The sequence below is a fragment of the Pseudoalteromonas sp. NCCP-2140 genome, from assembly GCF_023708065.1.
Lineage (GTDB): Bacteria > Pseudomonadota > Gammaproteobacteria > Enterobacterales > Alteromonadaceae > Pseudoalteromonas.
Genome location: NZ_BRCZ01000002.1, coordinates 552946 through 567689, shown reverse-complemented (window position 1 = coordinate 567689; position 14744 = coordinate 552946). Strand labels below are relative to the sequence as shown.

Sequence of the window (14744 nt, the reverse complement as noted above, 5' to 3'; positions counted from 1 at the left end):
ATACAGACTATCACCATTAACTAATTGAAATTATGCTTACTTTATCGTGGTTGCTGGATTTGTTCAAAACATTCATTGTATGTTTGTCAGTGCTTCATTAAACTATGCCCCCTTTTGTTTGACGCGAGAATCCCTATGTCATCTACTATTTACCTGCAAGCTGGACGAGAAAAATCATTAAAAAGAAAACACCCATGGGTGTTCTCAAAAGCCATTAAAAAAGTAAAAGGTAAGCCAGGACTAGGTGATACTGTCACTATCTATGACAATGACGGTAAGTTTTTAGCGATTGCAGCTTACAGCCCGCAGTCGCAAATTCGTGCTCGCGTATGGAGCTTCGATCAAAACGAAATCATTGACCAGGCTTTTTTTGAAAAGCGTTTGCGCCGTGCCTATGATGCGCGCGAACAGGTGATCAGCGAAGGCGGCTTAACGGGTTTTCGTTTAAGCGCTGCAGAGTCTGACTACTTGCCAGGCATCACTATCGATAAATTTGATAATGTACTGGTGTGCCAACTGCTTAGTGCCGGAGCAGAGCGCCATAAAGGTGAAATTGTTGCTGCACTAATGGCCATTTTCCCTGGTTGCGATATTTATGAGCGATCAGATGTTGATGTTCGTACAAAAGAGGGCCTTGAACCAATCAAGGGCATACTTTGGGGTAAAGAACCAACAGAGCCAGTCGTCATTGAAGAAAATGGCTTAAAACTCGAAGTAGACATTCTTGAAGGCCACAAAACAGGCTTTTACTTAGATCAACGTGATAGCCGTGCAGCCCTTGAGCGCTTTGTTAAAGACAAAACAGTATTAAACTGCTTTAGCTACACAGGTACTTTCTCGCTTTATGCTTTGCGTGGCGGTTGTAAGCACGTTACTAACGTCGATGTGTCACAGCCAGCACTTGATACCGCTAAGCGTAACGTTGAGCATAACAACCTTGATTTATCTAAAGTTGATTTCGTGAAACAAGATGTCTTTAAGTTATTGCGCCAATACCGTGATGAAGGTGTGCAATTTGATACTATTGTTATGGATCCACCAAAATTTGCTGACAACAAAGCGCAACTAACCGGTGCATGTCGTGGTTATAAAGATATTAATATGATTGCGATGCAAATCTTAAAACCAGGTGGAACCTTACTCACTTTCTCGTGCTCTGGATTAATGGAACAAAATTTATTTCAAAAAGTGGTAGCGGATGCTGCCCTTGATGCAGGTAAAGACTTGTTGATCATGGAACGATTAAACCAAGCTGCCGACCACCCAATTGCTGGCAGCTACCCAGAAGGCTTTTATCTTAAAGGCCTGATCTGTAAGGTTTACTAGTTAAAACTTACAATTTCTAAACCGGCACTCAAGGAGCCATCTTGCTCCTTGGTTGCTCGAATCACACGGGCTGTCGCATCAAATGAAGTAATCGCCGTGCTAGTCGAAGCAATTAACACCCGATACAGACTACCTATTTCTAAAACTTCATCAAGGTGTATTGCCAGCCCTGTTGCACTTAAATCAGTGCACATAGCCTGAATTTCTTCACCATTAACAACATCTAATGGGATCAGTTTTGCAGGGGTATGAATTTGCATGCGGCGAAAGTCGCGTTTCTCCTCATGAAACATATGGCCTCCTATACCAGTGTTTTTATTTTCTCTATTAATGTTTTAACAGAAAAAGGCTTCACTACATAGGCGTCACACCCGGCATCAAACCCTGCTTTTTGTTCAAGCTCGGTTTCAAGACCAGACACCATGACAACAGGAATTTGCTCTGTTTCTGGAGTGTTTTTTAGTAATCGGCAGGTATCATAACCATCTAAGCCCGGCATACACACATCGAGTAGTATAGCATCCGGCGGCTCAGCAATAGCCGATGTTAAACACGATGTGCCTGAGTTTGCATAACTTAATGAAAACTCATCCCCAAGGCTTGCTTTGAGCATTTCAAAATTAAAATATTCATCATCGACGACCAAAATAGTTGGACGCGGTCGATTTACCGTACGCTCAGGAACTGAGATCGGTCTTTCCTTTTCAATGCCCACATAATCTCCTTTTAGCATCTGTGTTTGTAACTTAAAGCAAGGAGGCGCTAACCCATTGCTCATTCCTTAGTATTATAACTCACATTCTTTGATTGCGTTTAAAACACGTTTAGCAGATACAGGATAAGGTGTCCCTAGTGTTTGTGCAAATAAAGAAACACGTAACTCCTGTTGCATCCAAAATATCGCACTGATCTCTTCAGGAATTGGCATACCCTTAGGAATTTTATTAGCTAATTTTTGATATTGCTCAGCTACTTTTTCAAGCTCAAGCACACACAACCTATCACGATTAGGATCAACAGGGAGCTTTTCTAAGCGGCGTTCAATGGCTTTTAAGTAACGAATTAAATCCGTCATTTTTGCTGCGCCGTGCTGACTAACAAAGCCTTTGAAAACTAAGCTTTGTAACTGTGATTTAATATCACCGTGCGCCGTGATCATGGTTAAATCAACGCGTCCTTTCATACGTTTATTTAAGCCATGAGCAATACTCAACACTTGCTCTACTTGGGTAGCGATCTCAACAACCGTATCACCGAGCTCGCCGCGAATTTGTTCTTTTGCCTTTTCAAACGCATCTGCAGTGCGAATGTTGCCGTATTTAGTTAATAGGCTATCAACGGCTGCAGCGATACAGTCATCAATTAAGTCATTGACCTTACCAAACGGATTAAAGTACAAACCTAATTTAGATTTGTTCGGTAAGTTTTGTTGTAAATACTTAATTGGTGATGGCACGTTTAATAACACTAAGCGACGTAAACCTTGTTGGTGCGCCTGCTGTGCTTTGTGTTCATTATCAAATAACTCAACCGCTGCTGAGTCTTTTTTATCCACCAGCGCTGGAAACGCTTTGATTTCGTATTGACCTTGCTTTTTCACGTAAGAGCTCGGTAACTCACCAAAGCTCCACTCGGTCAAATCAGCTTTCTCTATACCCTTGTCGGCTACTTTCGATAAGGTATCCGTTACCTTACCTTGTAACTGGGCTTTTAGTTTAGATAGATTTAACCCGCGAGCGAGTAACTTATCGTGTTCATCGCGTACTTCAAACTGTAAGCGTAAATGCGGAGCAAGGGTTGATAAATCCCATGCATCTGGCTCAACACGCACACCTGTCATACGTAATAAGCGCGTACTAATTGCATCAATTAAGTTGCCTTGCATCGGCTCGATTGCAGCAAGTACCGCATCGGCGTAGTTTGGCGCAGGCACAAAGTTGCGACGGATCGTTTTTGGTAGCGACTTGATAAGCGCACAAATTAACTCATGCCTAAATGCAGGAATATGCCAATCAAAGCCAGTTTCTTGTACTTGATTTAACAGTGCAACTGGAATTTGTACCGCAACACCATCAACGGCTTGCCCTGGATCAAAGTGATAAGCCAGTGGTAACAACAAGTTCTCTTGCTGCCAAGTATCTGGGTAATCAAACTCGGTAACATGATCAGCACCATGCTGCATTAATTCTTCTCGAGACATGTGCAAAAAGCGCTTATCTTTTTGCTTTTGCCCTTTCCACCACTTATTAAACGCGGCACGATTATTTACATCTTGTGGAATTTTCTTGTCGTAGAATTCAAATAAAGTTTGTTCATCAACTAAAATATCACGGCGGCGAGATTTATTTTCAAGAACCTGAATATCTTCAATTAACTCTTGGTTATATTGTAAAAAGCCTTCATTTTGACCCAGTTCTTGCTCTACTAAAGCGGTGCGAATAAACAACTCGCGACTTACTTTTGGATCAATATTGCTGTATACACAGCGGCGCTTATTAACAATTAATAGGCCATACAAGGTTTGCTGCTCAAACGCGATAACTGCACCCGGCTTTTTCTCCCAATGCGGTTCACTGTAGCTGCGCTTTACTAAATGCTGTGCAAAGCCTTCAACCCATTTCAAATCTATGCGCGCGTTGATCCGCGCATAAAGCTTACTGGTCTCAACAAGCTCTGCCGACATAATCCATTTTGGGCTCTTTTTAAATAATCCTGAACCTGGGAAAATATGGAATTGGCTGTTGCGGGCGCCTTTATAAATTTGTTTTTCATCTTTAAAACCAATATGACTTAACATACCGCTTAATAAAGATTGATGAATTCGCTCGCTATCAGCAACATTTGTAGTGGCCTTCATGCCCATTTCATTACATACCGTTGATAGCTGATAAACAATATCTTGCCATTCGCGGATCCGCATATAGGCTAAAAAGTCCTTTTGGCATAACTTTCTAAACTGGCTATTGCTCAATTCAGATTGCTGCTCTTCAAGGTAATTCCACAGATTTAAAAAGGCGATAAAATCTGAATCAGGGTCATCAAAACGGCCATGCTTTTCATCCGCTGCACCGCGTTTTTCTTGTGGTCGCTCTCTTGGGTCTTGAATCGACAATGCCGCAACAATAATAATCACTTCACGCAGTGCACCTAAGCCATCGGCAGTCAGCACCATTTTCGCTAAACGTGGATCAACCGGTAAACGGCTTAAACTTCTGCCTGATTTCGTAAGCTCAGTCTTTTTATGACGTTTAGCTGGCTTAATGGCTTCGAGTTCTTCAAGTAGCGTTAAACCATCATTGATATTTCGGCTATCTGGCGCTTGCACGAACGGGAACTGCTGCATGTCGCCAAGCCCTAAACCAAGCATTTGCAAAATAACAGAGGCTAAGTTGGTGCGTAAAATTTCAGGGTCAGTAAACTCCGGGCGCGAATAAAAGTCTTCTTCACTGTATAAGCGAATACAGATACCCGCTTCGATACGACCACAGCGACCTTTACGCTGATTGGCACTAGCTTGTGAAATTGGCTCAATCGGTAATCGTTGTACCTTGGTACGATAGCTATAACGGCTGATGCGCGCGGTACCAGGGTCGATAACATAGCGAATACCCGGCACCGTTAGTGATGTTTCAGCCACGTTGGTAGCTAAAATAATATGACGGCGGCTATGCGGCGCAAAAATTCGGTTTTGTTCTGCGTTTGATAAACGCGAATATAGCGGTAAAACATCCGTGCCTTTGAGGTTTCGCTTTGATAACGCATCAGCGGTATCGCGAATTTCTCGTTCACCGTTCATAAAAATCAGAATATCGCCAGGGCCTTCATCGCAAAGCTCATCAACGGCATCAAAAATACCCTGTAATTGGTCACCATCCGCTTCCATCTCGTCTTTGTTGATTTCAGTGGTTGGTCTATAACGTACCTCTACTGGGAAAGTTCGACCGGATACTTCGATGATGGGTGCATCATCAAAATGTTTAGAAAAACGCTCTGGGTCAATCGTCGCTGAGGTAATAATAATTTTTAAGTCGGGACGTTTTGGCAGTAAATTTTTTAAATAGCCTAAGATGAAATCGATATTCAGGCTACGTTCGTGGGCTTCATCGATGATGATGGTATCGTACTGATTTAGGTATCTGTCTTGTTGAATTTCAGCCAGCAGAATACCGTCTGTCATCAATTTAATATAGCTATTGTCAGAAACTTGGTCACTAAAACGAATTTTAAAACCCACTTGTTGACCTAGCTCGCATTGCATTTCTTCTGCAATACGATTCGCGACACTTCGAGCCGCGAGTCGGCGAGGCTGGGTGTGGCCAATGTATCCGTCAACACCGCGGCCAAGCTCTAAACACATTTTTGGGATCTGCGTCGTTTTACCAGAGCCAGTTTCACCGGCAATGATCACCACTTGGTTATTGGCAATCGCCTGTTTAATGTCATCTTTCTTTTGGCTAACAGGAAGTTGCTCTGGGTAGGTCACTTTAGGCAATGCAGCCAAACGTTGCTCGCGCAATTGCTGCGAACGATTAATATCTTCTGCTATTTTTTGCGCTATGTTTGCTTGCTTAGTTTCATCGTTGATTTTTTTAATACCATGAAGGCGTTTTTTGAAGATGAATTGATCTTTGCGTAAACACGTTTTTAATTCGCCGAACAGCGGACCTAGGTTAACCACCCGATACCCTTATATTTCTTAACCAATAGACTGATATTGTATCAAATAATCTATCAGGTGGTCATGGCTTTATTTAATCCGTTCGGTTGGGATTGGCATTGCACAAACATCGATAAAATCAGGGCTTTCAACAAACCACGCTTCTACTCGATTTTTACGCGCCTCGATGAGGGCCTTAAACACATTTGAGTCTGTTTTCATCACCCGAAACTCACTTTTATCTGTGTCTTTAATATCTGCTAATACTTGCATATCTGTGATGGGATTAAATGCCTGACCTTCAGTAGCTTTACGCTGCAATAGATTAAAATGCTCCATGCCTTCTAAAACACGACCAAACACGGTGATATTACGGTCTAAATAGCGCTGGCTATTGCCGATGATGACATAAAATTCGGTACCACCGGAATTAATATCATTACCGCGGGCCATGGCAAAAATTCCTGGGCAATGTACTTGCCATGTTTCGGTTTGGCTTTGGTTTTGCGCCACTGCGAAGCCATTTAAAAAGCCCGTTTTAGTGGCATAACCATCAGGCCCTTTAAGCTCTGTAATCGCTAAGGGAGTCTCAGTGCGTAGATAAAACTCAGCGGGTAACCCTTTTTTGGCATTTTTAATGGGTTTATTTTCACTGACATCCCCGCCCTGCGCGACAAACCCTTCAACAAAGCGATACACACTTAGGCCTTGATAGAACCCTTCTTTGGCAAGCTGTCGCATGTTATTTGCGTGAATGGGCGCTAGTTTATCGTTTAGTTCAATATAAGCAGCACCCGTAGGTAAGGTTAATTTAATGACGTTTTCGGCACTGACTTTTCGCCACTCACTGCTATTTGCGGTTTTAATGATTTCCCCAGCGGAACGTTTTTGGCTTGTTTCTTTTGCAGCAATTGGTGCAGCTAAAACTACGCCAAGGCACAGAGTTAATAGACTTAATTTCATTGTTATTATCTTTTAAGTAATTGACAATTCAGCCTATTAACTTATGCCCTAATAAGCAAGTAAAAGCGATGTTTGGCCACAAGTAGAGATATTAGTCCCAATCAAATTTATAAAGAATATCAACATTTTGATTTAAGCCGCTGGTGACCTCGATATACAATTGCGACAACAATTGATAACGTACCGCCACTTCACTTAATGAATCAAAAATACCGACACTGTATTTCACTTGAATACCCGGAGTAACGTAACCAGATATTTCGACTTTAGTATCATCCCCGCTGCCGCTTGAACTTAAGCTGACATCTGATAAGCCAAAGCTTTCACCAATTTTAGATACCACCCCCTCACTACGGTTTACACCTTGGGCAAGCAGTAATTGGGTGAGCATCGCATCGGTTGAACTATCTCCTTCATCAAGAGGTTGCCCATTTAATAAATAAGCCAATGCTTGGGCTTGGTCCATCGCTGGCTCTGAGAATACTTTTAATGAAGGCTGTTCAACATTACCAGTTAAGGTAATACCCGCAATCACGCCATTCGAGGTGTTGTCTGGATTTCGAATTGCCTTAATGTTCAAGTACGGTTTATCAATTGAGCCGCTAAAGCCCACCTGACCGGTACGAATTTGCAAGTCTTGACCAAAAGCACGATAGGTACCTTGAACAAGGTTCAACTCACCCGTTGCTATCATCGGCGTAACTTGGTCCATGCTGATGTTAATGTCACCTTCAACTTTAGACTGTAAGCCAAACGAGTCAACGCGCACATCATTTTCAACCAACACCTTTAAGTTAATAGCATAGTCAAAAGGGACTTTTTCTGACTGTTGCTGCTCAATATCAACAATGACTTCATCATCGCTGACTTGCACAGCACCTTCTGGTAGCTCTTCAATCGCAATACGTCCCCATGGCACGACGACTTGGCCATCAAGATTAAACGCATTATTTTTTAACGACATAGTTAAATCTGGAGACACTTTAAAGGTGACATCTTGCTGAGCACGCACAAAAAACTCTTTACCGTTTAGCTTCACGTTAACGTCCGGTAAATCTTGCTGCCAATCAACACCGCCAGATAAATTAAGCGCGCCCCCTTCGGTGTCTTTGAGCTCCCCCGTGAGCTTCGCACTTTGGTTATTAAAGGCAATGTTCACATAAGAGTTTTGCAGCGACACAGGCAAGGATGACCCTTCAAGGTTGATTTTTTCGACATCAAAATCACCATTGAGTAATGGCTCTTTTAAAGTACCAGCGATTGCTAACTGGCCTTTTATGTCGCCTGTTAATTGCTCAAGTGATGCAATAAAGGGTCGTAAGTTTGTTAACTCAATTTTCTCAATAACCAAGTCGCCCGCTAAGGTTTGTTGATTCTGGATATCATCAATCTTGAGCTCTGAGGTTACTTTACCTAATACAGATGAATCTAAAGTGGCATTAAGTTTACCCGTTTGCGCATCGCTCATTGCCGAGATATCTAAAACCTCTATCGGTAATTTATAAACATTTGCATCATCAATTAAAGATGCTTCAAGCTGCTGAGTTTTGATATTGGCACGAATCGTTTTCAATCCGCCATTATTCCAATTAGCAACAAACTCCCCGTTTGCATCGCCAGTTACTTTCAAGTTATCGGGTAAGAAGTGTTTAAATTCAGCAATAGATAGCGCTGCAAGCTGTGCATTTAGCTGGCCTAATTGCTTAGTTTGCTGCAAGGTCTCAAAGCATAGTTTTGAGTTATCACTTTGCCAGCAATGCGCGCCTACATTAAAGTCAAAGGTTTTAGTATTCAGTTGAATATTAACTGGCTTATTAGTGCCAAAGCGCACCTGATTATCGGTAACAAGAATTTGGCTTAGCGCACCTTGCCAGGTTTCTTTATTGAATTTACCGTCTATATCAAATGATGCCTTGCCTTGATCTGCATCGAGTAAAAAAGTTAAATGGTGATCTGTTTTATCGCCACTGGCGTCTAACTCAATTTGATTAATTTTGTGTTCGTTAATAGATGCAGAATCAAGCACCAAAGACACATCCGTTTGCCAGTCTGCAGCGTAATCAAATTGCCCTTTTAATGTTAAACCATCAACCTGAATATCTTGATAGCTCAATGTATTAAGAACTAGATTTAAATCAACCGTTGGCGCAAGACGCTCGCCACGTAAGCTCAAATCTGCAAAGCCCTTGCCTTGTATAGGCAAGATATCTTGACCACTTGCATCTAGACGCAATTTACCGTCGACACGCCATACGTCATCAACCTGTCCCGATAGCGCAATTTCATTTTTGCCGCTTTTTACTTCAAGTTTTTTAAAACTCGCATGCAGGCTGCTATCAAGTTCAAAATCCGACAACAAGGTCACTGGCACTTCATTAACTGAACCATTTAATTGCGTGTTATCTAAGGCAAGCTGCCACTCACCTGCCTGTAAATTAAATGAACCATTAAATTCACCAGATAAATCACTGCTTAATGCATCCGTTAAGTATTGGGCTTTTAAGTGGCTTAAAACCCCTTTAAACTCGCTTTTTACCCCGTTCGACCAATCAACTGATGCGTTAATGCCTGCTTTGCTGTCATTAGCATTGAGGCTTAACTGCTCAAGCTTTGCGTTTGTTAAACTACCTTGTAATTGCGATTTCACAGTCATTGCTGGTAATGCGTCTAACTGCGTAACTAGGCTCAAATCGACAGTATAAGCATCGGCATGGCCTTTCGCTTTTAAATCAAAGTCCGATAATTGCAGCTGTTGTGTATCTGACGTAATTTGCCACTTTGCTATCTGGCCTGTTAAATCAAATGGGTAATTTGTTTTTTTTAGGTTCACAGCCCCTTTTAACTCTGCTGGGTAAGTTCCTTGCGTTACTAAATCTAACGTTAAATCCTCAAGCGGGCCCCAAAGCGATAACTTCGCTTGATGCTCAGTGCCTTTTACAGACACTGCTCCATCAATTGTATTTTCACCAGAAAGCTCTGCCATTAAATTAGAGTGCAATTGCCATTGCTGATAACTTGCAGCAAGCTTTTCAAGATTAATATCGCTCCCCTTAGCAGACGCAACTAATTCGATATTTTCAACTAACTGAGCCTCTTCAGCACCATAAGGGGTAACAGCAACTTTACTGATTTGAAATTGCTTTAATTCAACATTAATCGGTAGCGTAATATCAATTGCGGGTAATGCTGGCAGCTCTGTTAATGGCTTTGATTGAGGCTGCTCTTTCGCCTCGTGCAGCATCACAGCAACATCAGCAATGGTCAGTGTATCTATTGTAATATCCGATGCTTCGCCGTGACCACTTAGGCTTAACTTGTTAACTGTTACATCGGCACTCGGATGCGCGAGGTTAAAGCGATTAATTGCAACGCGTTTAACAGCAACTTTCAATGGTAAATTGATTTGACCAGCTTGCTCAGCTTCAGGCTCTGCTTCAGTACTCTGCTCAGTTGATACAGCTTGGCTTTTAATGCTTATATCAATCGACTGGGCGCTTAAATTATCTAGGCAGATACCATCACAACGCCACCAGAATAAATCAATTTTTAGCTGCTTTGCATCAAGCTTGATGCCTTGATTTTCAAAGTGAACATCAAACGCATCATTATATAAAAAACGCCCAGATGGCAGGTTGATTTTTAAGCCACCAACTAACTTATTCGCTGCGTATGCAATGAAATGATTACCGGGTGCAGTGAAAAACAAACAAAACACAATAACTAGCAAACTAGCCAACGTGATTGATAGAACCTTGGTTATCTTTTTTAACATCTTCATTAGATTTCAGGTCCTATGGTAATACTTAATCTGGTACTTTTACTTTCTTTTGTTAAACCCCAAGCATGGTCGATACGCACAGGGCCAACCGGCGTTAAATACCGAAAACCAAAACCGGCACCGACTTCGACGCGATCACTAAAATCATTAGTCGCAGTACCACTATCGACAAATAAGGCTGCGCGCCAATGTTCAGCAAATTGATAGTTATATTCAACAGTGCCGCTCATTAAATATTTACCACCAATTAGGCGCCCTTCCTCATTTTCAGGGGAGATAGATTCATAGGCAAAACCACGTACACTCTGATCACCACCGGCATAAAAACGCAGTGATAACGGCACATCATTTATATTATCGACCAGCATGGCACCTAGGTTAGCTCTTAAGAAAAGCATATGGCGATCTGCAAAAGTAGTTAACCAGGCATTTTGCAGTTGTAAGCGCAAAATATTGGTTGTAGACATCATATCTTTTAAACCAAACTCGACTGACATCATCCATTGATAGCCTTCATAAGGCGTTGTCCCCCCCTCAGTGTCTTTTTTGGCATAGCTAATACCGGGCATCAACATTTTTGCGCTTTGTTCTTCATCCCCTATTCGATAGGTTTCGTAATCGCGTCTTAAAAAAGCAGTACGAACCCAATCGTCTTCGGTTAGCCACTGTCGCTGTAATTGCCCCGTGAATATTTTGCTATATAGATCATTAGTTACTTCATCTTCGAGCTTGTAACCCACAGAAAAGCGCCAAAGATCATCATTAGGATCATCAACAGGAACAGTGTAACTCATCGATATATCCTGCTGTTTTTCAGACACATTGAGGTTACTTTCTAAGTAGTGACCATCTTCGGTGATCCAAGGTTTAGTCCATTTGAAACGAACTTTTGGGCCAAAATCAGTATTAAAGCCACCACCCACTTCATAGCTATTGGCAGGCTTGTGTAAAACGTCAACGTTGACAGGCACTTGGTTATTTTTACGTTTTGCAATGTCTGCATACACACGAACACTGGTAAAATAAGGGGTACTCGACAGTGCTAAGTTGTAATCAGAAATCTCGGTGGCTTTATAAGGCTGACCTTGTTTAAATTCAGCCAGCGAACGAATGTATTTTTCAGCTGGGGTTTCAGTACCAATAGCGATATCACCAAACTGATAACGGGGCCCAGTATCGACATTAAAAATGACTTTTGCGCTATTATTTTTTAGCGAAACTGCCAATTTATGTTCATGCCATTTTGCATCAAAATAACCTAAGTCTAATAGTTGGCTTTCAATGCGTTTTCTTGCCGCCTCATATTTACCGTGATTTAAAAAGTCACCTTGTTTGATTTTGATACTGTTGACGGCAGACATGAATTCAGCGTCATCTTTACCGGCGCCCGTGATAGTCACGTTAATATCCGCAATTCGGGTAGCAGGACCACGCTGAACATCAACAATTAAAAGCTGCTGAGCATCATCGAAACTAATTTTGATGGTCGGTTTATAATAACCAAGGGCTTTTAAACTCATTTCTACTTGGCTTTTAGCATGACGCTTTAATGCCTTGGAAGTTTTTTCATCGACCAGTTGCTTAATGTAAAGCTCAACGTTTTTTTCGAGCTCATCACTGATCCCCTGAATTTTATAATCTTTAATAACCGTTGCCGCACTTAATGCAAGCTGGCTGTATGAAAAGCAGATAAACAAAAAGACAAAAAAGAAATGCCGAGTATACAAAAAATATCCTTACTTTTTTGGAAGAGTCATAGTCTAAAATGAGTACAAAATGATACTAGCACAGTGCCATAGCCACTGACATAATTGAAATGTTAAAATTAGTACGCGTTAAACAATTATTTTCGCTACAATAGCGGATAATACCTAGATTTATAATGAATGAGCGACTAAATGCACTTCCCTGATGACGAAAACGGTCAATTATTAGCTGAAATTGCTGACGCTGGTGTCGATTTAACCAGTATGCACACCATCGATTTCTATATTCTTTTTGAACAAAAGCCTGAAGCAGAAAAGTTTGCTGAAGCAATTACAAGTGATGAACTTGCCCCTTCAACAGAGTTAGCCAAATGCCCAGATACAGGGGTGTGGGAAGTAATTACTCGTGTGAAGATGGTGCCAGATCACACCTTACTTAGCCAAACAGAACAATACTTAGAAAGCATTGCTAATAGCCATAATGGTTATGGCGATGGTTGGGGGTTGATGGCCGAAGAAGAATAAGCCATTCCCACAATCTCGTAAGGGGATCAATTTAATTGATTCGCCTTACGAAAATTGCCCTGATAATCAAATAGCTTTTCAGCCACTTTCCAACCGTATTTTTTATTTTTACGCGCAATCACAAAATCGGGTGCAAGTAGTTGCTGTTGTAAATTGACAACCTGCTCCGCGCTTTGCCAATCTATTGGGGTAAAACCTGGTGCTGCTCGCTTACCAAACTGCTTATTAAAAATAAAACGTCCGGTGTCATTTGCTAAGTTAAATACCTCATCACAACTGGCTCCATCTTCATCATAATAGCTAATTTTAAGTAAACCTTTTGCTAGCACTTGAGCTGACAAACCACTACACCTTAATACCAAGGCATCTTTTAAATTTAGTGCTTCTCGTAGTTTATCATCAGGGTCTGCCATCATGGTACCACAGGACTGACACTGCCTTGCAGCAATATCATTTTGTTCACCACACTGCTCACATTCTTTAAACCGAAAACGATAATCGCACTGTACTTGTTCTTCACCATCGTCCAGCAAGCCTTGGCAACGCCTACCAAAATGCTCAACCACTTTGCCTTCGCTGTCTGTTTTACCCCAAAAAATATTCGCAAATCCACAGCCTGGACACAGCACTTGAACAGGCTCATTATCACTTTGCGCTTTTTTACTGCCGACCTCAGGGTAGAACAAATCAAAGCCGTTACCTGCATAATCAATCACTAAGCAGTCTTTTTTTCCTTCGCTTAAACGAAGGCCTCGACCAACAATCTGTTGGTATAAACTGACCGACTCGGTGGGACGTAAAATCGCAATATAATCGACATGAGGCGCATCAAAACCCGTCGTGAGTACGGATACATTTACTAAATATTTTATTTGTTTTGCTTTAAATTGATTAATAATTCGGTCACGCTCGTTATTATCAGTATCACCCGTGATAAGTGCCGTACTATCCTCAGGTAAATAACTGGTAATTTCTTTGGCATGCATTACGGTTGCTGCGAAGATCATCACGCCATGACGCTGTTCACTGTATTCTATAACTTGCTTGATAATCGCTTTTGTTGCGCGTGTATTATCTTTCAATAACGCATTCATATTCTCAATACTATACCGACCAAATGAATCACTCGGTAATGATGAAAAGTCATAATGGCTAATGGCTGCATCGACTTCATGGGGCGGCGTTAAATAGCCGTTCTTAATCATATAGCGCAGTGGTAGCTCAAAAATACACTTTTTAAACGGTGCATCTTTATCACCTCTAACAAAACCATGATAGTGATGATGGTAAACCCAACCCATCCCCATACGAAATGGTGTTGCGGTTAAGCCAAGTACTTTAAGATTGGGATTTTGTTTTTTTAGACTCGCTATCACCTGCCCGTACTGACTTTGTTCATCACCGCTTACACGGTGGCATTCATCAATGATCAACAAAGAGTAATCATCAGTGAGCTTTTCTGTATTGCGTGCCAGTGATTGCACACTCGCAAAGGTGACTTGCTCTGTTAAAGACTTTTGCTTTAACCCCGCAGAAAAAATACTCGCCTTAAAACCAAAGCTAATATATTTATCGGCGTTTTGCTCTACTAATTCTTTAACATGCGCGAGCACCATAATCTTTTGTTTAGCAATGCGCGCAAGTTCAGCAATAACAAGGCTTTTTCCAGCCCCTGTTGGTAAAACAATCAGCGCGGCGTCGTCAGTTTGTCGAAAGTGAGCAACCGTGCGTGCTACGGCCTCTTGTTGGTAGGGTCTGAGTACGTACTTCATGTTATCGGACTATAATC

At 41.6% G+C, this 14744-nt stretch carries 9 protein-coding genes; 2 read left to right on the top strand and 7 right to left on the bottom strand.

Annotation, left to right across the window (positions count from 1 at the left end):
• Positions 1-135: 135 nt before the first annotated feature.
• On the top strand, positions 136-1326 hold the full coding sequence (locus NFU46_RS06460) for a class I SAM-dependent methyltransferase (protein WP_251600692.1): 1191 nt from the start codon (positions 136-138) through the stop codon (positions 1324-1326).
• Here NFU46_RS06460 and NFU46_RS06455 read toward each other — a convergent pair.
• From NFU46_RS06455 to NFU46_RS06430, 6 genes are all read right to left on the bottom strand, one after another.
• Positions 1323-1619 carry a PilZ domain-containing protein gene (locus tag NFU46_RS06455; protein WP_054564030.1) on the bottom strand — a complete coding sequence of 99 codons (297 nt, stop codon included), beginning with the start codon at positions 1617-1619 and terminating at the stop codon, positions 1323-1325. The two genes, NFU46_RS06460 and NFU46_RS06455, sit on opposite strands and share 4 nt — an antisense overlap.
• Before the next feature lie 8 nt (positions 1620-1627).
• Complete coding sequence (locus tag NFU46_RS06450; RefSeq protein WP_285835531.1) at positions 1628-2041, bottom strand: two-component system response regulator; 414 nt, start codon at positions 2039-2041, stop codon at positions 1628-1630.
• 72 nt (positions 2042-2113) lie between these two features.
• Complete coding sequence (hrpA, locus tag NFU46_RS06445) at positions 2114-6004, bottom strand: ATP-dependent RNA helicase HrpA (RefSeq protein ID WP_251600689.1); 3891 nt, start codon at positions 6002-6004, stop codon at positions 2114-2116.
• Positions 6005-6073: 69 nt separating this feature from the next.
• On the bottom strand, positions 6074-6946 hold the full coding sequence (locus tag NFU46_RS06440; RefSeq protein ID WP_251600685.1) for a peptidylprolyl isomerase: 873 nt from the start codon (positions 6944-6946) through the stop codon (positions 6074-6076).
• A 91-nt stretch (positions 6947-7037) separates the two neighbouring features.
• Positions 7038-10724 carry a translocation/assembly module TamB domain-containing protein gene (locus NFU46_RS06435; protein ID WP_251600682.1) on the bottom strand — a complete coding sequence of 1229 codons (3687 nt, stop codon included), beginning with the start codon at positions 10722-10724 and terminating at the stop codon, positions 7038-7040.
• On the bottom strand, positions 10724-12451 hold the full coding sequence (locus NFU46_RS06430; RefSeq protein ID WP_405030607.1) for an autotransporter assembly complex family protein: 1728 nt from the start codon (positions 12449-12451) through the stop codon (positions 10724-10726). Before NFU46_RS06430 ends, NFU46_RS06435 begins: the two co-directional genes overlap by 1 nt.
• 171 nt (positions 12452-12622) lie before the next feature.
• Here NFU46_RS06430 and NFU46_RS06425 point away from each other — a divergent pair, with 171 nt between their 5' ends.
• On the top strand, positions 12623-12955 hold the full coding sequence (locus NFU46_RS06425) for a ribonuclease E inhibitor RraB (protein ID WP_251600680.1): 333 nt from the start codon (positions 12623-12625) through the stop codon (positions 12953-12955).
• A 26-nt stretch (positions 12956-12981) separates the two neighbouring features.
• Here the strand turns inward: NFU46_RS06425 and NFU46_RS06420 are convergent, their stop codons facing one another.
• Positions 12982-14727 carry a DEAD/DEAH box helicase gene (locus tag NFU46_RS06420; RefSeq protein ID WP_251600677.1) on the bottom strand — a complete coding sequence of 582 codons (1746 nt, stop codon included), beginning with the start codon at positions 14725-14727 and terminating at the stop codon, positions 12982-12984.
• Positions 14728-14744: the final 17 nt, after the last annotated feature.